Source organism: Pedobacter sp. UYEF25 (genome assembly GCF_054061655.1).
The window spans coordinates 98,518-121,466 of record NZ_JBSSEL010000006.1; the positions used below are offsets into that span (position 1 = coordinate 98,518).

Genomic DNA, 22,949 nt, shown 5'->3' on the forward strand with positions numbered 1-22,949 from the left:
GCAATTCCGCGGTTAGCGTCAAAATAGAAAAACCTCAGCTAGAAAGGATTTTTACCAATGTATTCTTCCCAAGCCCAAGCAGAACTCAGCATTTCATTTAAATCTAATTCCGTTTGCCATTTAAGAGCCTCTTTAGACTTTGTCACATCTCCATAAATCTCTACGATATCGCCACCTCTTCTTTTTCCGATTGTATAGTTAAGTTTAACACCGGTAGAGTTTTCGAACGCGGAAATAATTTCTAACACCGAAGATCCTTTACCGGTTCCAATGTTAAATACCTCATAATTATCAGTATCGGTATTCGTTTCCAATCGCCTAATAGCAGCAACGTGCGCCTTTGCCAAATCTACCACGTGGATGTAATCTCTGATGGCAGAACCATCTGCGGTTGGATAATCATCGCCGTAAACGGTAATTGGACCTCTTTTGCCAATGGCCGATTGGGTAATAAACGGTACCAAGTTGGCAGGAACACCGATCGGCAATTCGCCAATGAGCGCGGTTTCATGCGCTCCAACAGGGTTAAAATACCTTAAAGCAATCACCTTTAACCCATCAGCAGTTGACGCAGTTTCTGAAAGAATCTCTTCTGCTACCTGTTTAGTGTTTCCATAAGGAGATTCGGCAGGCTTAACAGGGGCAGATTCTGTTACAGGCAAACTATCTGGCTGGCCATAAACTGTACAAGAAGACGAAAAGACAAAATTTATTTTACTGTTAAAGGATGTCAGCAGATTTATTAGGCTGAAAAAATTATTCTTGTAATATTTCAACGGCTGTTCAACAGACTCTCCAACTGCTTTAAAGGCTGCGAAATGAATAATGCCTGTGATGTCTGCATGTGCTTTTGCAAAATCTTCTACTGCTTTAGGATCTTGTAAATCAAATTTTTCAAAGTCAAATCTTTTACCAGTAATTTTTTCTAGTTGATCAAGAATCTCGATTTTTGAATTCGACAAATCATCTACAATGACAACATCATAACCTGCACTGTGTAATTCTACAACGGAATGAGAGCCTATATAACCGGTACCGCCAGTAACTAAAATTTTAGACATACTATTTATTAAAAGTGGTAAAATCTTTGTGATCAATCTTTTCTAAAGCATCTGTAGGTAATCCTTTAAAATATGCGTAGGTAATTTTTAATCCCTCTGCCCTATTAACTTTTGGCTCCCAGTTTAACAAAGCTCTAGCTTTTGTTATGTCTGGTCGGCGTTGCTTTGGATCATCTTGGGGCAATTCTCGATATACAATTTTTTGTGAGGTTCCTGTAAGTTTTATAATTTCTTCACAAAACTGCTTTATTGTAATCTCATCGGGATTGCCAATATTTACTGGCGAAGCATAATCGCTCATTAGTAAACGAAAAATACCTTCAACTAAATCGTCGACGTAGCAGAATGAACGGGTCTGGCTTCCATCCCCAAAAATTGTTAAATCTTCGCCCCGCAAAGCTTGCCCTATAAATGCCGGCAACACTCTTCCATCGTTTAATCGCATACGTGGCCCGTAAGTATTAAAAATACGAACAATACGCGTTTCTACACCATGAAATGTGTGGTAAGCCATGGTTATTGCTTCTTGAAAACGTTTTGCTTCATCATAAACGCCCCTCGGTCCAACAGGGTTTACATTACCCCAATATTCTTCTGGCTGGGGATTAACATTCGGGTCTCCATAAACTTCTGAAGTAGATGCGATCAGCATTCTAGAACCTTTGGCTTTAGCCAGCCCTAAAAGATTGTGTGTACCGAGAGAACCCACTTTTAGTGTTTGGATTGGAATTTTTAGGTAATCGATTGGACTAGCAGGAGATGCAAAATGCAAAATATAATCTAGTGCTCCCGAAACATGCACAAACTTGGAAACATCGTGGTTATAAAACTCAAAACGCTCTAACTTAAACAAATGTTCTATGTTGGCTAAATCGCCGGTAATTAAGTTATCCATGCCAATAACATGGTATCCTTCCTTAATAAAACGATCGCACAGATGGGAACCCAAAAAGCCTGCAGCACCTGTAATTAAAATTCTTTTATTGCTCATTTGTAACTAATTTCCTGCCAATGCTATTGTAATAAAATCCTAAATCTATCATTTTTTGTAAATCGTAGAGATTTCTGCCATCGAAAATAACCTTATTTTTTAGTGTCTCTTCCATTTTATCATAATCTGGATTTCTAAAGACAGACCATTCTGTAGCGATTAATAAAGCGTCGCAATTTTCTAAAGCAGCATATTGATTTTGTGCATAGGCAATTTTATCTCCTATTAAAGCCTCCACGTTTTCCATTCCCTCTGGATCGAATGCCGTAATTGTTGCACCTTTTGCCAACAACGCATCGATGATGTAAAGCGCTGGCGCTTCCCTTATGTCATCTGTTTCTGGTTTAAAAGAAAGGCCCCAAAGTGCAAAGTGCTTGCCATTCACATCTCCTTTAAAATATTTTAAAACTTTATCAACCAAAATGGTTTTCTGTCTTTCATTTACGGCCATCACAGACTTTAACACCTGAAAATCATATTTAGAATCATCTGAAGACTTTACCAATGCTTGTACATCTTTTGGAAAACAAGAACCGCCGTAACCAATTCCCGGAAAGAGGAAACGTTTGCCAATCCGCGCATCAGATCCAATACCGCGCCTAACGGCATCTACATCGGCGCCTACAAGTTCACACAGGTTAGCAACTTCATTCATGAAGGTAATTTTGGTCGCCAAGAAAGAATTTGCGGCATATTTCGTCAACTCGGAAGAACGCTCATCCATAAACAAAATTGGATTGCCTTGTCTTACGTAGGGGCCATAAAGTTCTGCCATAAGTTTGATTGCACGTTCACTAGTCGTTCCTAAAACCACTCTATCAGGTTTCATAAAATCGTCTACAGCAACGCCTTCTCTTAAAAACTCTGGATTAGAAACTACGTCTACTTCTACATTTGTATGCGCCTTAAATACCGCAGAAACCTTATCCGCTGTACCTACAGGAACTGTAGATTTGTTTACGATAACTTTATATTCTGTAATGATTTTGGCCACATCTTCTGCCGCACCAAGAATATAAGAAAGGTCTGCAGCTCCGTCTCCACCCGGAGGCGTTGGTAATGCCATAAAAATAATTTGTGCATCCTTTACTGCATCAGCCAATACAGACGTAAAGGTTAACCGACCTTGGTCTATGTTTCTATGAAAAAGCTGCTCTAGGCCAGGTTCGTAAATTGGAATCTTTCCATCTTGCATTTTCTTAACTTTTGCCTGATTGATATCAACGCAAATAACATTGTTGCCTGTTTCTGCCAGACACGTTCCGGTTACCAAACCAACATAACCTGTACCAATTACGGCTATTTTCATAGGGACTAAATTTATAAGAGAAAAATATTTTACTTTGCAGCGAAGATAATAAATACAGAATGACTTTTTTATACTCCATAACGATTAAATTATATTTTTTTATTGTTTGGGTAAGTTCTTTCTTTAATGCAAAGGCAAAGCTGTTCTTAGAAGGGCGTAAAAATGTTTTTATCGACTTAAACCATTCACTTTCAGCAGGAAAAAGAAGAATTTGGTTTCACTTTGCATCTCTTGGGGAGTTTGAACAGGGAAGAACAGTGCTAGATCAAATAAACTCTGCACACAGCGACAAAGAGATTGTTGTTACCTTTTTCTCTCCTTCAGGATACGAAATAAGGAAGAACTATCCGGGCATAAAAGTCTTCTATTTACCAATGGACTCTTGGTTGAATGCCAAAAAATTTATAGAAATCGTTAATCCTTGCGTCGCAATTTTTACAAAATACGAATTTTGGCATTTTTACTTTTCAGCGTTGAAGCAAAAAAATATTCCATTGTTTGTAATCTCCTCGATTTTTAGAGATAGCCAACCTTTTTTTAAATGGTACGGAAATTTTAACCGAGAAATATTAAAATGTGTAACGCATTTTTTTGTACAGAATAGAGAAAGTGTTTCATTACTAGCCTCCATTAACCTCTGCAATGTTACGCTTGCAGGCGATACAAGATTCGATAGGGTTTTCCAAAATGCCATTTCTCCAAAACGCCTTCCAATAGTTGAAAATTTTATAACTGGCCACCCAACTTGCATTGCAGGGAGCACATGGCCTGAAGATGAAGGAATTCTGTCGGCTCTGCCTGAACAATATCCTAATTGGAAGTTTATAATCGTTCCGCATGAGATTGACGAAAAACATCTTACCAACATCGAACACCTATTCCCTGCTTCGAGTATCCGGTTTTCAGTACTTAGTACGGAATCTACATTATTAACAAGACCGAAACCGGGCATTAATGTTTTAATTGTCGACAATGTAGGAATGCTTTCCTCAATCTACCAATATGGTAAAGTTGCGTATATCGGCGGGGGATTTGGCGCGGGTATACACAATACCCTAGAGGCGTCGGCATTTGGATTGCCTGTTATATTTGGACCTAAATACAAAAAGTTTCAAGAAGCTAAAAACCTAATCTCCATCGGAGCAGCGAAAAGCATTACAGGAAATGCAGCATTAATTAAAGCATTTAACTATTTCGAAAAAAATAACGCGGGCTCAACCGCAGCGAAGAACTACGTCGCAGAAAACAAAGGAGCGACGAAAATAATTTTAGACTACATAATGCCTATCTTAAATTCCGTAGAGTAGGAAAATACCAAACTTAAACTTTCGATAATTTAGCGGCTACTTCCCCTACTATTTTAGATACCTGAGCGGCTACATTTACCGCAATTACATCAGTTTCGTCTTTGGTAGGAACTTCGAGCGCTTCAAACTGACTTTTTAGCATGTTTAAGTGCATAAAATGATTTTCTCTGCCTTTAATACGTTTTGAGATGAGCTTATAATCGCCTGACAAGAAAACAAAGCAAATGTTGGGATTATCCACTCGCAACATATCTCGGTATTTCCTTTTGAGCGCTGAACATGCGATGACACAAAAGTTGCCTTTTTCTGAATCTTTATGACCAATCTTAGCAATTGATTTTAACCACCCGTATCGATCTGTGTCAGTTAATGGAATTCCTGCTGCCATCTTATCAATGTTACTTTGCGGATGCAGATCGTCACCATCGATAAAATGAGCGTTTATTTTTTTAGCGAGCGCCTCACCTATTACGCTTTTACCGCTCCCTGAAACGCCCATAACAATAACTAGCTTGCCAGCGATCATTACTCTACCATTTCCTGTAATACATCTATAAATAAAGAATTGTCGTTTAAACTTTCTACAAGTTGAACACCTTCGCCTCCCAAACCTATAAACTCTTCGTGATATTCTACTGTTATTTCATACAATGTTTCCAAACAGTCGGCCACAAAAGCTGGGCTAAAAACTAGGAGTTTTTTCTTTCCTTCAGCCGCCAGTTTCTTCAATGTATCTGTAGTATACGGCTGTACCCAAGGATCCCTGCCCAACCTAGATTGGTAACAAACCGTATAATTTGCCTGATCTAGTTTAAGCTCTTCTGCAATTAATTTTGCGGTATGATGGCATTGTGCAGAATAACAATACTTATTAGTATCGTTAAAATTATCACAACAATTCTCTACTTTTAAACAATAGCTTTCTGTATGATCGCATTTTTTGAGCTGTCTTTGTGGCAAGCCATGAAAACTAAAAAGAATATGGTCAAAATTTTCAAGACCGTGTTTTCTACCGTTTTCAGCAAAAATTTTAATCATCTTCTCATTGTCGTGAAAAGAATTTACAAAGGAAATTGGAGGAACCGTTTGCCATTTTGAGACAATTTCCATCACCAATTGCATTACAGAACCTGAGCTCGCCGAAGCATATTGCGGAAACATTGGTATTACTTGGATGCTTTCTACAAGACTGTCTTTAAGTCTTTGCAATGCCGATCCTACTGAAGGTGTTTGATACCGCATTGCAAGTTCCACTTGATAATCGTCGCCCAACCTGGCTTGCAAACTATTTGCCTGTTTAATGCTATAATATAAAAGTGGCGAGCCGTTTTCGCCCCAGATTTCCCTATACAATTTAGCTGTCTTTGGACTTCTAAAGGGCACTATAATGCCTTTAACAAGAAGCGTACGATTAAATTTTGGAATGTCAATTACCCGTTCATCCATCAAAAACTGATCGAGATATTTTCTCACATCGGGCACTTTTGCACTGTCGGGCGTACCAAGATTTACCAATAAAATTCCTTTTTTGCTCATAATTAAATTTCAAAAATTACCCCAATGGAGGGTAAAATATTTCCGCTAGCGTCTTGCAACAGCTTTGTCCTATACCGCGAAGGATCTCCGATTGCATCTTGCGCATTCCCGTTTGCATCCCGATCTAACACCAATGGCGACTGCAGCTGGTACTTATTGTTGCTTAAGTTTTGGATGTCTAGATATAAGTTTAAGTTAAATTTTTTAAAGGGAAATTTCTTATCCACTCTAGCATCAATCTGGTAAAAACTTTTAAGCATGTTGGCATTTAGCCTGTTATAATCAGGAATTCCGGCAGGAAAAACTGTATAATTTACTTTAAGAGAAGAGTAGGGAATATTATATGGCGTGTAAGGCGTACCTCCAGAGTATCTAACCTTTGCACCAATTTCCCAATTTCTTGGTAGAATTTTACCTGCTGTTACGCTTAAGATATACCTGTTGTTCCAGCTAGATTGTACATAATTTGCGTTTTTATCTTTAAACTCACTCCTGTACAAGGTTAATGCAAAAATACCGTAAAAACCTTTATTTAACCGTTGTTGGGCGAAAAACTCTACCCCATAACTTCTCCCTTCCGTTTCGCCAACTACCGGATTATTCCCCACTACGCCGAAATCTGCACCAAGATTTGCCAAAGGAACTGTGTCTTGAAATACTTCTACCAAGGGATAATTTGCATACTTTTTATAAAATCCCTCCACAGTAAATTTTGTGTTTTTTTGTGTATTGTATTCTAAACCTGCAACCAAATGCGTTGCCTTTATATAATCCACCGATTTATTTAATAAAGGAGCATCCGTACTAGTTCTATAACCGAGTAAAGTGTAAGCAGGTAACTGGTAATAAATGCCAGTATTAAAATTGAAGCTAATTTTCTCTGTAAAATTATAAGAGGCAGAAAATCTTGGTGAGAAAGTCTTAAATGGATTCTGCATCTGGCTGGCATAATCGCTGCCATCTATTCTAAAACCTCCAGAAAGATTTAATTTATCGTTGAAATATGGAGCGCTTATCTGTAAGAAAGCGCCATATTTTAAAATATTAAGGTCGGAGGAATAGTTGAAAGTTTGCGAGGGATAGTATACCAAATTATTTACATGATATTGGCCAGTTTCTATGCCAAAGCCAAAATTAATTTTATACCTACCTTCTAAAGATGAGTTTTCTATACGAAACTTATTTTCTGCTTCTTGAGAAGAATAATCTAAAGTACGAAGTTTACGCTCGTCGTTATTTTCATATTTGACGGCGCTTGTATTCAAATAATTTCTACTAAGTACAACTGTAGAAAATCCTCTCTGCCGATAGTTTTTATAAACTGCGCCGACGGTATAATTGTCTTGTGCATTCTTTGGCAAGTTTGCCAGATTATAAAGATTTGCCTCTGTCGGATCGGCAGCAAAATTTAACGTAAATTTATCTATTGCGCCTAAGCCTAAGACGGTAAGTTCATTGTGGCTATTAAATCGAGTCTTTACCTTAAACTGAAAATCTTGATATTGTGGCAAAAATGGCAAACCTAAAAGCTTAAACAAACCTTGCAGATAGGACAATCTATAAGATGCTATAAAAGTAGTTTTTTTGCCTATTGGACCATTTATCGCGGTAGCAAAATCGCTAGAACCTAATGTTAAAGATGCAGCCAATTTATCTGGATTGCCGTCCGTTTCTTTAAATTCAAACACAGAACTCATTGCGTTTCCTCTTGAAGCTGGAAAAGCGCCGGAATAAAAATCTACTTCTTTAATAAAATCGACGTTGATTAATCCAACGGGGCCTCCAGAAGAACCTTGGGTACTAAAATGATTGATGTTAGGAATTTCTACGCCATCTAAATAAAATCTATTTTCGTTTGGGGCGCCTCCTCGGATGATGATGTCATTCCTAAAACTAACGGGCACAGAAACACCCGGTAAAGATTGAATAACTTTTGAAATATCTCTATTGCCACCTGGGTTTCTTTTAATTTCTGTCGCGCCGATGGTACGTAAGCTTAGCGGACTTTCTATCGGCTTTAAAAACCTTTGCTTTTCAATTGTAACTTCCGCAAGCTGATTGTTATCCGATTCTAACGCTAAATCTAAGTTTACTGCCACAGCATTAGTTACCGAAATATCAAAGACAGGTTTGCTTTTGTAGCCCAAAAAAGAAACGATTAAATTATAAACGCCCGGCTTCAAATCCTTGAGCAAATATTGTCCTAAACTATCTGTTTTACCAGAAACTGCTAAATTCTGTATTTTTACCGTAGCACCAACTAACGGTTGATTGGAATATTCGTCAGTCACTTTTCCCTTAATTTCTCCACTTTGCCCAAAAGCAGTCTGAATTGTTCCAAGGAAAAAGAAGACGATAATTAATCTTTTATTCATAAATGAAAAGCGGTAGACCCCGAGTTATTTATACCAAAACAAATATCAAGTTAAATTGATTGTCAGTTGCTTTAGATTAAGCCATTTTTTGGTAAAAAGTAATGAATCATGCTAGCCCTTTGTTTTGTACAACTGCCACCAAGGCAAGTTGGGGCTTTGGTGATGTTCTAAATGATATCCAAAAAAATAACAAGTTATAAAAGCTATAAAATGATTTTTACGCAATGTTGAGGCTTGGTATTGGTTATTGTGCTCGCCCTTATGTGGCAAGTAGGTGCCAAAATAAAATAGTTGAAACGTACTCATTAGCGAAGGAAGTACCCAAAAAAGCAACAAATTGCGCTGATCAAACCAAATTTTTAAAACATTAAAGGCCACAGCCATTATAACGAGCTGAATAACCGTAACATAATTTAACATAAAATGAAAATACCACTTAAAAAATCCGTGTGGAGAAAAATCAGGATCTAACTCTGTGTGTACATCACTATGATGAAGATGATGCTTTTTATATAAGTTGCGGTAGAAAAAACCTGCATAAAGAAAAACACACAACCTACCTATAAAATTATTTAGTTTTTTGCTTCCTGTAATTGTGCCATGCATGGCATCGTGCGCAGTAATAAACAAACCAGTAAATAAGTGCATTTGCACCAAAACCAGTACATATGCTAATGGATTTGCCCAAGAAAATTGCCAATTTAATAAACAAGTAAGCAAAAAAAACCAACAAGCAATCACCAAAAATGCCATCAAAACTCCGAACTCAGAACTTTTAGTTTTGCCAACAGCCATATAATTTAACATTATAATTTAAAAGGCTTCTATGGAAGTTTTAACATTTTCCATCAGCCATAATGGCGTAGATGTTGCGCCACAAATCCCTACTGTATCGTTTTCATCAAACCAATCTTTGTCTATTTCGGCGATACTAGAGACGAAATAAGAATTCGCGTTAAATTTTTTACAAACATCATAAAGCACTTTTCCGTTTGATGATTTTTTACCAGAAACAAAAATAATCTTATCATAATTGCCTACAAACTGCTCTAACTCGGCATAACGGTTGGAAACCTGTCTGCAAATGGTATCATTTGCCTTTACGTCAAAACCCCTATTGATCAGTTCGTTTTTTATGTGATAAAATTTTTCAGTGCTTTTTGTCGTTTGACTATACAGCGTAAAATTTTTGGGCAATTGCACGTCGTCCAACTCTTCCAAATCTTGAAAAACGATTGCTTTTCCGTCGGTTTGGCCCATTAATCCAATCACTTCCGCGTGACCGTGTTTTCCGAAAATTAAGATTTGTTCGTCTTCCTCGTGGGAGGTTTTAATGCGATTTTGCAGTTTTAGAACTACCGGACATGAAGCATCTATTAATGTGAGGTTATTTTTCAGCGCGAGTTCGTAGGTAGACGGCGCTTCGCCATGAGCGCGGATTAAAATTTTTTCGTTTTGTAAACTTGACAACTGCTCGTGATCGATGATTTTCAGACCTCTTTTTGTCAGACGCTCTACCTCCTCATCGTTATGTACAATGTCTCCAAGGCAATATAAGTGCCCTTCTGTACTTAGAATATCCTCTGCCATTTCTATGGCATAAACTACCCCAAAACAAAAGCCAGAAGATTTATCGATTGTTGCTGATATATTAAGATTCATTTATCTGCAAAATTATTTAAAAAAATAGATTAAACGGTCATATACAAGACAACAAAAAATACTAACTGACTACAAAACAAGGTTATTCCAACGTATTTTTGCTGCTTTAAGTTAAGTGCATAGTAGAATTTTAATAGTATGACTGAAACAATAAACCATGCAATGTAGTTTTGAACCGGAATAATTTTATCGTGCCATTGCCAATAATCAAACTTCATTGCAACGGGTTCCATAAAAAAATCAAACGAGACGAGTAGGGATGCTCCAATTAATGAAGCCAAACTAGAATTCCTAATCTTAAAATCTTTGATCATCTGGCCTACACTAAAAATTAAGAGCACCCAATTTATTCCCATCAACAACGGCACATCTGCAACTTTTAAACCAAGAGTTTCTCCATAAGCGTAGTTGCCAAAAATTTCTAGTGTTTTTACACCCAAAAGCTCTACCATATAACCACATAAAAACACTCCCGCTATAAATAGATATAAGCGCTTTCTATCCGCCGTGTAAGAAAGCATCAATACCAAAAACATGAGTAACAAGTGATAAGGAACCAGGCTTTTAAATGAAGCGTGCAAACTTGGAACCAAAAAGCCAACAAGACCAACCGAATGAAATAGTATAATAATTGCTACGGCCCATTTGGAGCTTATGATCGCGTTAGTAGTTGTCGGCCTTTCCATGTACCAGATTTTAATAAATGTTTTTTTATAGATATGATGGCAATGATAAAGAAAAACGCCATTTGAATGGGATGCAAAACTAAGTTTTCTATCACTTTTTGTCCCGAGAGTAAAGAAATCATTATCCTACCCAACAAAATTAGAGCAAGCGGTAAAATAACTTGAGCAATATTAAAATTAAAAATTAAGAGGACTGGCCCTACTATAACCAAAGTTAAATAAATTAGCAACACCCAAATATTCTTACCAAAACCGGCTAACAGATTTTTGCTAAAGCCATCAACAGCCTCTTTTACACCATTATACATTCTACAATATATAAAGTTGTTCGCAATTAACGCTTCAGCTTTAAAACTTCGCAATTTAACCAACCTCATAATTTCTATGTCTTCTACAACCTCTCCTTTGACCTCTTTATGCCAAAAATTGACTTTATAGTTTTCCGCCTCGAAAAACATACACTGCCCACTAGCCGCGGCAAACATGGGGTTTTTTGAGAGTTTTACCAAACGAAGCGGAAGTAAACTTAACAAAATATAGTGCATTAGCGGTACAGTAAATTTTTCTCCTAGGCTATACATTTGCTGAGTTGTAAAAACACTTAATAGAGAAAGGTTACCAATTTCCATTCGAGTAAGCAGGCTGTTTATAAGTCCTGGTTTAATCTCTTCGTCGGCATCTAAAAAAAAAAGAAACGCTCCTTTCGCCAACGCTGCAAGCTGGTGACACGCAAAATTTTTTCCCAACCAACCAACAGGTAGATCTTTCCCCATAACAACCCGAAATTTTTTATTTTCCAGACAAAATTCTGAGGCGATTTGAAGGGTGTTATCCTCACTATGATCATCTAAAATTAAAACCTCATAATTTACATAATCTTGGTTTTTTATGGATAACAGCAGTTTAAGAATGTTATCTTGTTCATTACGGGCAGGAATAAGAATTGAGACCGAACTAGAAAACCGCTTATATAATTTAGGGAGTTTTGGATTAGACAAAAAATTAAAAAGAATTACAGAAAACCTAAGCACCAAGAATACAAGTACTACATATAAAAAAATACTCATATAATTTTTTCGGTCTGCTTAATTAATGATGACTGATAATGTTTGTTATAGGCACTTTTCAACACCTGTAAACTTTCATAAATTTCGGGTGTGTGACCCGATAAAAACGTGCGAGCTACTGATTTTCTTTTGTCAAAATAGTCTGTGAATGTAGCAGCGAACACAATCTCTGTATTATTTCTACCTGATTTTATAATGCGCATAATACCCTTCTCGAAAGAAATGGACTTTACATGATTTGATTCCAACTTTCCTTGAGGAAAAAACAAAACCAAATTATTTGGATTGTCGAGCAAAGTTGCTGCGAAATCTAGTGTTTCTAAAATGTCTTTTCCTCCACCCCTCGATGCAAAAGCACCCAAATACTTTAAGAACTTTATTTTCGAATAATTTTCTTCATTTACTAAAACATGAAATTTTTTCTTAAACACAACTTTATTGATATAGAACATTAAAAAACCATCCCACCAACTAAAATGATTAGCTATCAACAAAATGGAAGCATCCTGACGAACATCAATCCTATTAAAATTAAACCATGAAAAATCTTTATCGATAATATATTCGATGTACCAAGAAAAAAAACTAAAAATAACCTTACTTTCTCGCGGTTTATACATACTTGTAGACTAAAAAACTGCAAGTGGTGAATATAGGATTTAATTTCAACAGAAATTCCGGAAAAGATGGGACGGAAAAATCAGCTTAAAAACACCCTGTCTTCTTCGCCTTCTACATCCATAACAACTTCTACATGTTCTTTTAAAAGTGTAGCAAGCTCTAGCCCGACGTAATCTGTTGCGATGGGGAAAATTTTGTGGCTGCGATCTACAAGTACCACCGTACGTATTTTTTTATGTGGCGTATTTAGAAAGACGCCTAACCCGTAGGCCAATGTTTTTCCGCTGTTCAATACATCATCTACTAAAATAATAACCTTATTTTTCCACACTTTCTTTTCAAGATCGGTGGTAGCTACCAATTCGCTGCTTTCTCGCTCTAAGTCTATCCGAAGTAAGACTACCTTTAAATTGCTAATTTCTTTAAGCACCTTTTGCAGTCGCAAACCTACCTTATAGCCGCGTTCCCAAATGCCGGCAAGCACAATTTCTGTTTCATCTAGATTATCTTCCAAAATTTGATAGGCAATCCGATCTATTTTTTGTTGTAATTGCTTGCTATTTAATAAGAGCAGTTGCGCGCCGTCCATTTTAATTTTCTTTAACTACAAAAAAACCTATTTTAAGTTTTAAAACAAAAGAATAAACAATTAATTTAATTTACTGCAACGTTTTAGCGTTTTTTGCGTCTAACTATCAAAAACCAGAATTTAATATGAAAATGCTATCCAAACTATTTGTAACGCTAACGCTAGTCCTTTCGACCCTGTTTGCAAATGCACAGAAATCTAAAACTTTTCAGGCAATTAATTTTAACTCCATAAACATAAGCAATGGCATTGATTTATACCTGAGTCAAGGAAATGGAGAAGGCGTAACTGTGAGATCTGATGATGTAGAAGTGCTAAATGAAGTGATTGTAGAAAAGAATGGGACCAGTTTAAACATTAAGTTTAAGGATGGATTTAAATTGAGCAATCTATTTAAGGGGCGAAATGCAAAAGCATATGTGTCTTTTAAAACGCTAAATGCCTTAAGTTGTTCTGGCGGTGCCGATGTTTTTTCAGAAAATCAAATTAAAACAGACAAACTTGCCATCCACTCATCGGGCGGATCTGACCTGAAGTTGAATATTTTTTGTAATAATTTATCGATAGAATCTAGCGGCGGTAGCGATATCACGCTAAAAGGAAAAGCCACTAATTTAACATTACAATCCAGTGGTGGAAGCGATATAAGCGCATACGATTTGATTACAGATTATGCAAAAATAGAATCTTCTGGTGGTTCTGATGTGGAAGTTTACGTAAACAAAGGTCTACAAGCGAGTGCTAGTGGGGGCTCTGACATTACTTTTAAAGGTAACGGAGCGTTAAGAAAAACCTCGGATTCTAAAAGCGGCAGCGTTAAGCATGTTAATTAGTGCCACCGCATTTTTTCAGCACCAATTCATTTAAACAATTGAGTACTTTAACGGGCTTACATTTCCTTTTTGCCCGCTTAATTAGCGGGCAAAAGATAAAATTACAATCGTTAGTGCTTAAAATTAAGTAAATAAGAGGCTGAAAGTGTGAATTCTAGTAGGTTGCTATTTTTTTTTATAAGGATAAAAAATAAAGTTTGCGCCCTCAGGCACCACCACAAAAACACACATAAATTCTTGCGGATTTTTATATGCCTTTAGAAAGGGTTCTTTACGCTCTTTTGCGATTACACCCTTTTCTAGAAACTCTTCTAAAGTAGAGGCATGTATGGTCCAATTGGTATTCAGGTCGTCTTTATTTAGAATTATTTCGCCGAAACTCACCTCATGTTGATGGGCAACAAAAATAGGTTGTTTAGAAATACCTTCCATTAAAATATCTAATGAAACTTCTTTCAAAGAGTCTGAGTATAATTCTAGATCTTGTTCTAAACTCAACAACGGGCTCTTTGGCTTTTCTTCTTTGCCACCATCCTCCGGCGTTGTGCCCAATAATTCTTCTCTTTCCATTTTAATTACTTCTTTAATATATCATCTTCCAATCAAATATAAAATTCATTTAACAGAACCTTTTATTCTTGTATGGGTCACTTTTTTAACTTTAACAAAACAACATTTTCTACATGCTGGGTATGTGGAAACATATCTACAGGCCTCATACGCTCCACATCATACTTTTCGGCTAGCCAAGCAATATCTCTTGCTTGGGTGGCCGCATTGCAACTTACATACACAATCTTTTCAGCTTCAATCTCTAACAATCTATTCACCACGTCTTGATGCATTCCGGCACGCGGCGGATCCGTAATAATTACGTCTGGCTTACCATGCTCAACTACAAAATCGCTGTTTAACACATCCTTCATATCACCAGCAAAAAACTTCGTATTGGTAATTTCGTTTAATTCGGCGTTATACTTGGCATCTTCTATTGCTGTGGGCACATATTCTACCCCAATGACTTCCTTAACATCTCTAGCAATAAAATTTGCGATGGTTCCGGCTCCGGTATACAAATCGTAAACCTTTTCGTTCCCCTTAAAACCAGCAAAGTCTCGGGTTATTTTGTACAACTCTAAGGCTTGGGCAGAATTGGTTTGATAAAAGGATTTTGCCCCAATTTTAAAGCGAACGATGGTCCCATTTTCAAGTTCCATTTGTTCAAAAATGAAATCCTTTCCAGCAAACTGAATAACTTCCTGATCAAAAATAGTATCATTTTTCTTCTCATTTATTACATACATCAATGATGTTATGTGCGCAAATTCAGCCTTCAAAAAAGCCATTAAGCTATCTACTTGCCCTTCTTGGGGATAAGCAAATATCACCACTACCATAACTTCACCAGTCGAAGAAGTTCTAATGATTAAATTACGTAGCGCACCTTCATGGTTACGCAGATCATAAAAAGAAATCTTGCTGATTGATGCAAATTTCCTAACCGCATTTCTAATGTTGTTTGATGGGTCTGCTTGCAGATAACAATGGTCAATATCTAAAATTTTATCGAACCTGAGTGGCACATGAAAACCAAGTGCGTTCATATCAAAACTTTCATCTCGTTCGGAAACGTCCTTATCAATGGTTTGCAACCAACGCTTGTTGCTAAAGGTAAATTCTAATTTATTTCTGTAATATTTATCCGTTTTAGACGCTAAAATTGGTTCCATGGCAGAAACATCTATTTGTCCGATGCGTTCTAACGCAGAAGCCACACTTCTTTGTTTATATTTAAGCTGCGCAGCATAACTCATGTGCTGCCATTTGCATCCACCACAAGTACCGAAATGCGAACAGAAAGGATCAACTCGCTCTTCAGATTTAACCAAAATACTTTCAACGATGGCTTCCGCAAAATTTTTCTTCTTTTTTGTCAACCGCACATTCACCACGTCACCGGGCACCGCTTTATCTACAAATATGACCAATTCGTCATGTTTGGCCACACCTTTTCCTTCTTCAGCAATGTCCACTATCAACAGATTCGATATATAGACGGGCACATTTGTTTTTTTTCTGCTCATAGAGGTGCAAATATAAAAATAAAGGTGAGGAGCGAAAAGAACAAATGCTTTGTATAATTAAACATATTAACCGGGTTTGACCCGAAAATTATTCGAATATCTTGTCTTTCTAAAAATACATAGCGTATATTTTATGTAAAATGGAATACTCAATAACGAGTAAAACTTAAAAAAATTTTTTTTTCTATCTCTTTATTGACGAAATTAGCAGTGATTTAAGTCCCCCAGACAATGCCAGAAAAAACTGAAACTAAAGATAACGACCCGAGTAATTTGCTTCTTCACACTTGGGTCGAACAAACGGCTGTCGAATATGCAGACCATATTGCAGTTGTTTTTGGAAGTAATGAAATAAACTATAGGAGTTTAAACAGGAAAGCAGATGAACTTGCTGAAAAAATAGCAACAAGCTGGCCAAAAGAAAAAATCATTGCTGTAAGCTCAACAAGAAGTATCGATCAAATTATTTTCTTATTAGCTGTTTTAAAAGCCGGCAAAACCTATCTACCACTTGATGTCAATTATCCAAAAAACAGACTTTTACAACTTATCGATGATTCTAAGATAACAGCATTTTTGTCGGAAGTTGGTGAACATTTTTTATTTCAAGATCTTGGGCTGGTCACAATATCTTTAAACAACCAGGCAAACGCTCCATTCGCTGAAAAAATTAGTCAAGAACAAAACGCCTGCGTACTTTATACTTCAGGTTCTACCGGAAAGCCAAAGGGTGTTTGTTTAACACACAGTGGAATTTGTAACTTTTTATTTTGGCAGAAAAACAATTCCTATAACAGCAGCACACTTAAGCATTTACAATTTTGCCATTTAAGTTTTGACGCTTCCGTTTTAGAAATTTTTCTCCCACTTGTTTCTGGCGGAACAATCTATTTAATTGATGATGACATACGTTTAGATGCCGCAAAACTCATTGAATTTATTTCTGTTGAAAGGATAGATAAAGTTTTTGTCCCATATGTTACGCTACAGTACCTGGCCGAAGCGGCATTGGCTCAAAATATTATTCCTGCTTATTTAAAAGAAATCACCACAGGTGGCGAATTATTAAAGATAACCCCGGCAATAAGGAATTTCTTTAATGCGCTGCCTAACACTGTTCTTTTTAACATTTATGGGCCCACAGAAACGACCATTTGTGTCACCACTTTAAAGCTATCGGCTCCTGCTAATTCCTGGCCGGATGTACCTACCATTGGAAGTGTGATGGCAAAAGCAGCTATCTATTTCTTGGATGATCAACTTAATGTACAACCCGATGGAGAAGTAGGCGAGCTTTGCATTGCTGGCCCTGGATTGGCGAACGGCTATTTGAATAAAACAGAATTAACTGACGAAAAATTCATCACGTGGGAACATCCATCAAAAGGCGCCACTAAGTTATATCGTACAGGCGATCTCGGCAAATTCCTTCCAAATGGAGAGATCTCATTTGCAGGTAGGAAAGATGGACAGGTAAAAATTAGAGGAAATCGGGTAGAACTGGCTGAGATAGAAATTGCTTTATCAAAAGTTAAGGGTGTAAGTCAAGTAGCTGTTATCGTACGAGAAGATATGCCTGGTAACAAATTATTGGTAGCCTATTTAGTGGGGGTGGAAACATTTAGCCCGCTCAACTTGCGTGAATATGTGGTAAACTTGTTGCCCGATTTTATGATCCCGGCTCATTTTGTCTGGTTAGATGAAATGCCAAAGACCACCAGTGGCAAAGTGGATAAATTGGCACTCCCGAAACCAGTCAATGTACGCTCAGAAATTAACACGCTCTATAAAATCCCGAATACTATTTTAGAAAAGAGTGTTGCTTCCGTTTTTAAGAATGTACTTCAGTACGATAAAATTGGCTTAGATGACAATTTCTTCGAACTGGGAGGAAACTCTTTACTCGCTCAGAAAGCAGTTGCTCAACTTAGAGCGGATTTTGATAAACGCTTGCCCATTACAAAACTATTTCAATTTCCAACGGTGGCAAAAATTTCTGATTACTTTGAGAAAAAAGTAAACGAAAAAAAAGCAGCCCCGTCAGTCAACAAGAAACCAAACTCCCTAAATGAGGTTGCAGTTATCGGAATGGCGGGCAGATTTCCTGGATCAAATACCATTACTGAAATGTGGCAGAATTTGATCGATGGGAAGGAAACAATTAATTTTTTCAGTAAAGAAGAATTAGATATAAGCATTCCGTTTGAAGTAAGAAACGATCCAACCTATGTAAAAGCCCGCGGCATCCTAGACAATGCCGATAAATTCGAGCCTTCGTTTTTTAACATCAACCCAAAGCTCGCAGAACTGATGGATCCGCAGCAGCGTGTATTTATGGAGATTGCATACGAGGTACTAGAAAAGACGGGGCACCTTCCACAATACCACGATTATAAAATTGGCGTTTTCGCTGGAGTTGGAACAAATACCTATTACGAAAAAAATGTACTCGCTCACCCAGAACTGATCGAAAATCAGGGAAAAACCCAGGTAACAAGTGTAAATGATAAAGATTTTATTGCCTCTAGAACGGCTTATCATTTAAACCTAACGGGACCTGCTATAAATATTAATTCTGCCTGTTCTAGTTCTTTATTAGCCATTGCTCAAGCGGCCAACAATATTAAAACGGGCATTTGCAAAGTTGCAATTGCCGGCGCAGCAAGCATCACAAGTCCGATAAAAAGTGGCCATATTTATCAAGAAGGAAGTATGTTAAGCAACGACGGGCATTGTATGCCTTTTGATGACGCGGCGACTGGAACAGTTTTTAGTGATGGTGCGGCTGTAGTACTTCTTAAAAATCTAGCAGACGCTGAGCGAGATGGTGACACCATATATGCCATCGTTAAAGGCATTGGACTGAATAATGATGGTGGAAATAAAGGCAGTTTTACGGCGCCAACTACGGCGGGTCAGGCCGATGCGATTACAGATGCATTGAAAGATGCAGGAATAAACGCTTCCGAAATTTCTTATGTAGAGAGCCATGGAACAGGTACGCCAATTGGAGATCCTATTGAGGTTGAAGGATTAATTGAAGCTTTTGGAGAACAAGACAAAAAACAGTTTTGTGCTATTGGATCGGTCAAAAGCAATTTTGGTCATTTAACGCACGCGGCAGGAGTCGCTGGTTTTATCAAAGTTTGTTTGGCACTGCATACACACAAAATACCGGCAACTTTAGGTTTTAAAACGCCAAATAGAAATATCGATTTCGAAAATAGTCCATTTTATGTGAACTCTAAATTAATAGATTGGAAGCAAACAGAAAAAAGATATGCTGGCGTAACCTCTCTAGGTGTTGGAGGAACGAATGTTCACATGGTTTTAGAAGAATACGAAAACTCGAAAAACGCGTCATCTAGTAGTAAATTACCAGAAATAGTAATGTGGTCTGCTAAAAGCAAAGAAAGCGTGAACAGTTATGGCGAAAAATTGGAAAGCTATGCGAAGAACCATGCTGATTTAAATCTATCAGACATTTCTTGGAGTCTAAATCGATCTAGGAGCGATTTTTCTTTTAGAAAATTTGTTGTTGCTCAAAATCATGCAGATTTTTTAATGCAAATTTCGGACAGAGACTCTAAAACCTATCAGCTTATTACAAATCCAACAAATCTTGTGTTTGTTTTTCCTGGGCAAGGAGCACAATATCTAAATATGGCGAAAGACCTATATGATAGGGAAGCATTGTTTAGAACAGAAGTTGATTTATGCGCGGAATTACTGATGCCATATATCGACGAAGACATTAGGAAAATCATTTTTCCGATAGAAAAAGATGAGTTAGCTGAACAGAAATTAAAGAATACAAAATACACCCAACCGGCACTATTTGTTGTTGAATATGCGCTCGCAAAACTATGGATAAGCTGGGGTTTGATACCGACAGAATTTTGCGGACATAGCATTGGCGAATATGTAGCCGCGCACTTAGCGGGAATTTTCTCCTTAAAAGATGGATTAAAACTCATCGCGTTACGCGGAAAAATGGTTAGCGAATTACCAAGTGGCTACATGCTTTCTGTTAGAGGATCAGTAGAAGAACTTCGTCTAATAATTCCGAATGATATTGACATAGCGGCAATAAATAGCCCAAAACTTTTTGTATTGTCCGGTACGCGCGAGAAAATTTCAGAATTATCAAAAGTACTAACCCAAAACGAAATAGCCAACAATTTACTTTTTACAAGTCATGCATTCCACTCGGCAATGATGGATCCGATTATCGATGATTTTGAGCGTATCGCTAAGGAAGTTAAATTATTTCCACCACATACTCCTATTATCTCGACGGTTACGGGAGAATATTTAACAAATGAAGAAGCGACAGATTCCAAATATTGGGCAAATCATTTACGAAAAACGGTAAAGTTCGCAGATGCAGCAAGTTTTATGCTCAGCGAATTTTCTTCACCGATATTTTTAGAAGTGGGTCCAGGTATTGTTATCACTACACTGATAAACCAAACGGCCGCTACTGAAAAAAGGCAAATAAAATCGATCGCTAGCTTAGCGGATAAGAAAAATAATTATGCCTCACTCCTAAATTCTTTAGGACAATTATGGGCGGCGGGGCAGTCCATAAACTGGAATAATTATTTCGAAAACAATCACAAAAATTTTTTAAATTTACCAACATACCAATTTAACAGACAAAGTTGTTGGGTAAATCCGGAACCAAATACAACTTTAATACAGACTTTTCAGCCAAACGCTACGAAAGAAAACGTCGGCAAAATGCAAACTAAGTCTACTTCAGATATGAGAAAGAATGCGCTAACAATACAAGTAAAGCAGGTTTTAGAAGACGCATCTGGCGTGGAAATGGATGGCGTAAATTCTGATCTTAGTTTTTTGGAAATTGGATTAGACTCGCTTCTATTAACACAAATTGCCATTTCATTAAAAAGAAAATTTGAATTGCCGATTACGTTCAGAAAATTAAATGAGGAGTATTCGTCGATTGATTCTTTGGTTGATTATATTGATAAAAATTCAACTAAACAATTTGGGAATCTTTCTGAACCTTTAACCATCCCGCCGGTTGCGCAAAATTTACCAGGTTTAGAGCTTAGTGGTTCCGCTGTTGATAGTTCGTTAAGCTTAATTGCCCAGCAGTTAGATTTACTCGCTAAGCAAGTGCAGTTGTTACAGAGAGGGGCAGTTCAACAGATTGTGTCTGCGTCAGCAGTACCGAATCCGGTGGCTTCGTCGAAATTATCGAACAACACGGATTTAACTGAGCAAGAAAAGACAGAAATTGCAAAACCTTTTGGAGCTACTCCAAAGATAGATAAGCGAACAACCGAGCTTACAGAAAAACAACGCTCTTTTCTTGACAACTTGACACTGCGTTATACTAAAAAAACTGAAAATAGTAAAGCTTACGCAGTTGAAAGTAGGTCATTTATGGCTGATCCAAGAGTAGTTTCGGGGTTTAAGCCGCTCACAAAAGAATTGGTTTATCCCATAGTGATGAACAAATCTGCCGGCAGTAAAATGTGGGATTTAGACGGAAATGAATACATAGACGCTTTGAACGGATTTGGCTCAAATATGCTTGGTTATCAACCAGATGTAATAAAAAAAGCGCTGCATACCCAAGTTGAAAACGGATTTGAAGTTGGACCGCAACACGAACTTGCAGCTGAGGTTAGCAAGCTTATTTGCGAGTTCACTCACTTTGACCGTTCTGCTTTATGCAGTACTGGATCTGAAGCTGTTTTGGGCTGCATTAGGATTGCCAGAACGGTTACAGGAAGATCTTTGATTGTGGCGTTTACTGGTTCCTATCATGGTATTATTGACGAAGTGCTGGTTCGGGGAACAAAAAAACTTAAATCTTTCCCGGCTGCCGCTGGGATAATGCCAGAAGCTGTTTCTAATATCTTGGTTTTGGATTATGGAACAGAGGAGAGCTTCCAAATTATAAAAGATAGGGCTAATGAAATTGCAGCGGTTTTGGTGGAGCCCGTTCAAAGTAGAAGACCAGAGTTTGTGCCTGTAGAATTTTTGCAAAAACTAAGAACGCTAACCACCGAATGTGGGGCTGCACTCATATTTGACGAGGTAATTACAGGTTTCAGAATGCATCCTGGAGGTGCACAAGCATTGTTGGGAATAAAAGCTGACATTGCTTCTTACGGAAAAGTGGTAGGAGCGGGATTACCAATAGGTGTTATTGCAGGTAAAAAAGAGTACATGGATGCATTGGATGGAGGAAACTGGAATTACGGAGACCTTTCTATTCCAGAAATTGGTGTTACCTATTTTGCGGGCACATTTGTCCGCCATCCACTTGCTTTGGCGGCTGCAAAAGCGTCTTTGCTGTACATGAAGAAATTGGGGCCGAGCTTACAAAAAGGCTTAAATGAAAATGGAAAACTCATTGCAGATACATTGAATGAAGAAATCGGTAAGAGAGCATTGCCTTTAACGATTACCAATTATGGCTCGCTTTGGAGATCTAGGTTCGATGAAGAAATTCCCTATAGCGAATTACTATTTACGCTCATGCGCGAGAAAGGAATTCATATTTTAGACGGGTTTCCATGTTTTGTTACCGAAGCGATGACCAGTGATGATATCCAAAAACTTATTAAAGTATATGTTGAGAGTTTAGATGAAATGATTAACGGAGGTTTTTTTCCGTCGTTGAATGAAAAAAATCCAAATTTTAGAAAAGATGAGGTTGTTTTTGAAAATGATAATCCTCCAGTAAAGGGGGCCAAACTCGGTTTGGATGATGCTGGAAACCCTGCATGGTTTTTAGAAAGTGTTGAGGAAAGAGGCAAATTTCTGTTGGTTGGGACTGATTAATAA

17 protein-coding genes are annotated in these 22,949 nt (G+C 37.5%); 3 read left to right on the top strand and 14 right to left on the bottom strand.

The features are described 5' to 3' along the window. Positions 1-38: 38 nt before the first annotated feature. Genes galE through ACVWYG_RS07875 form a run of 3 tightly spaced genes read right to left on the bottom strand, consistent with a single transcriptional unit; the run spans position 39 to position 3,361 of the window. Complete coding sequence (gene galE / locus ACVWYG_RS07865; RefSeq protein ID WP_457269629.1) at positions 39-1,061, bottom strand: UDP-glucose 4-epimerase GalE; 1,023 nt, start codon at positions 1,059-1,061, stop codon at positions 39-41. Position 1,062: 1 nt separating this feature from the next. Then, the gene (locus tag ACVWYG_RS07870) at positions 1,063-2,052 is read right to left on the bottom strand and encodes a UDP-glucuronic acid decarboxylase family protein (protein WP_457269630.1); all 990 of its coding nucleotides are present in this window, start codon (positions 2,050-2,052) and stop codon (positions 1,063-1,065) included. Beyond that, entirely contained in the window at positions 2,042-3,361 is a 1,320-nt protein-coding gene (locus ACVWYG_RS07875; RefSeq protein ID WP_457269631.1) for a UDP-glucose dehydrogenase family protein, read from the bottom strand. Before ACVWYG_RS07875 ends, ACVWYG_RS07870 begins: the two co-directional genes overlap by 11 nt. Positions 3,362-3,420: 59 nt before the next feature. Here ACVWYG_RS07875 and ACVWYG_RS07880 point away from each other — a divergent pair, with 59 nt between their 5' ends. Further along, positions 3,421-4,668 carry a 3-deoxy-D-manno-octulosonic acid transferase gene (locus tag ACVWYG_RS07880; RefSeq protein ID WP_457269632.1) on the top strand — a complete coding sequence of 416 codons (1,248 nt, stop codon included), beginning with the start codon at positions 3,421-3,423 and terminating at the stop codon, positions 4,666-4,668. Positions 4,669-4,681: 13 nt separating this feature from the next. Here ACVWYG_RS07880 and ACVWYG_RS07885 read toward each other — a convergent pair whose 3' ends face one another. The 9 genes from ACVWYG_RS07885 to ACVWYG_RS07925 form a co-directional block, all read right to left on the bottom strand. Next, positions 4,682-5,194 carry a gluconokinase gene (locus ACVWYG_RS07885; RefSeq protein WP_457269633.1) on the bottom strand — a complete coding sequence of 171 codons (513 nt, stop codon included), beginning with the start codon at positions 5,192-5,194 and terminating at the stop codon, positions 4,682-4,684. After that, positions 5,194-6,204 (bottom strand): ferrochelatase, encoded by a 1,011-nt coding sequence (gene hemH / locus ACVWYG_RS07890; protein WP_457269634.1) that lies wholly within the window; start codon positions 6,202-6,204, stop codon positions 5,194-5,196. Before hemH ends, ACVWYG_RS07885 begins: the two co-directional genes overlap by 1 nt. 2 nt (positions 6,205-6,206) lie before the next feature. Continuing rightward, entirely contained in the window at positions 6,207-8,579 is a 2,373-nt protein-coding gene (locus ACVWYG_RS07895) for a TonB-dependent receptor (protein ID WP_457269635.1), read from the bottom strand. A 111-nt stretch (positions 8,580-8,690) separates the two neighbouring features. After that, on the bottom strand, positions 8,691-9,374 hold the full coding sequence (locus ACVWYG_RS07900; RefSeq protein WP_457269636.1) for a fatty acid desaturase: 684 nt from the start codon (positions 9,372-9,374) through the stop codon (positions 8,691-8,693). Positions 9,375-9,392: 18 nt separating this feature from the next. Then, positions 9,393-10,241: a 4-hydroxy-3-methylbut-2-enyl diphosphate reductase gene (locus tag ACVWYG_RS07905; RefSeq protein WP_457269638.1), complete on the bottom strand. Its 849-nt coding sequence runs from the start codon at positions 10,239-10,241 to the stop codon at positions 9,393-9,395. Positions 10,242-10,270: 29 nt separating this feature from the next. Next, a complete protein-coding gene (locus ACVWYG_RS07910; protein WP_457269639.1) occupies positions 10,271-10,927 on the bottom strand; it encodes a carotenoid biosynthesis protein in 657 nt (218 codons plus the stop codon). After that, positions 10,894-11,994 (bottom strand): glycosyltransferase family 2 protein, encoded by a 1,101-nt coding sequence (locus ACVWYG_RS07915; protein ID WP_457269640.1) that lies wholly within the window; start codon positions 11,992-11,994, stop codon positions 10,894-10,896. The genes ACVWYG_RS07910 and ACVWYG_RS07915 overlap by 34 nt, the downstream gene beginning before the upstream one ends. Next, positions 11,991-12,614: a 1-acyl-sn-glycerol-3-phosphate acyltransferase gene (locus ACVWYG_RS07920; RefSeq protein WP_457269641.1), complete on the bottom strand. Its 624-nt coding sequence runs from the start codon at positions 12,612-12,614 to the stop codon at positions 11,991-11,993. Before ACVWYG_RS07920 ends, ACVWYG_RS07915 begins: the two co-directional genes overlap by 4 nt. Before the next feature lie 80 nt (positions 12,615-12,694). Beyond that, positions 12,695-13,204 carry a phosphoribosyltransferase family protein gene (locus tag ACVWYG_RS07925; RefSeq protein ID WP_457269642.1) on the bottom strand — a complete coding sequence of 170 codons (510 nt, stop codon included), beginning with the start codon at positions 13,202-13,204 and terminating at the stop codon, positions 12,695-12,697. A 131-nt stretch (positions 13,205-13,335) separates the two neighbouring features. On the opposite strand from ACVWYG_RS07925, the gene ACVWYG_RS07930 reads away from it, so the two are divergent. Beyond that, a complete protein-coding gene (locus ACVWYG_RS07930; protein ID WP_457269643.1) occupies positions 13,336-14,037 on the top strand; it encodes a head GIN domain-containing protein in 702 nt (233 codons plus the stop codon). Positions 14,038-14,202: 165 nt separating this feature from the next. On the opposite strand, the gene ACVWYG_RS07935 is transcribed toward ACVWYG_RS07930, so the two are convergent. Then, complete coding sequence (locus ACVWYG_RS07935; protein ID WP_457269644.1) at positions 14,203-14,607, bottom strand: hypothetical protein; 405 nt, start codon at positions 14,605-14,607, stop codon at positions 14,203-14,205. A 77-nt stretch (positions 14,608-14,684) separates the two neighbouring features. Continuing rightward, positions 14,685-16,121, bottom strand: a complete 1,437-nt coding sequence (gene rlmD, locus ACVWYG_RS07940) for a 23S rRNA (uracil(1939)-C(5))-methyltransferase RlmD (RefSeq protein WP_457269645.1) — start codon at positions 16,119-16,121, stop codon at positions 14,685-14,687. 231 nt (positions 16,122-16,352) lie between these two features. Between rlmD and ACVWYG_RS07945 the strand changes: the two genes are divergently transcribed. Next, complete coding sequence (locus ACVWYG_RS07945; RefSeq protein ID WP_457269646.1) at positions 16,353-22,946, top strand: amino acid adenylation domain-containing protein; 6,594 nt, start codon at positions 16,353-16,355, stop codon at positions 22,944-22,946. The last annotated feature ends 3 nt before the right edge of the window (positions 22,947-22,949 follow it).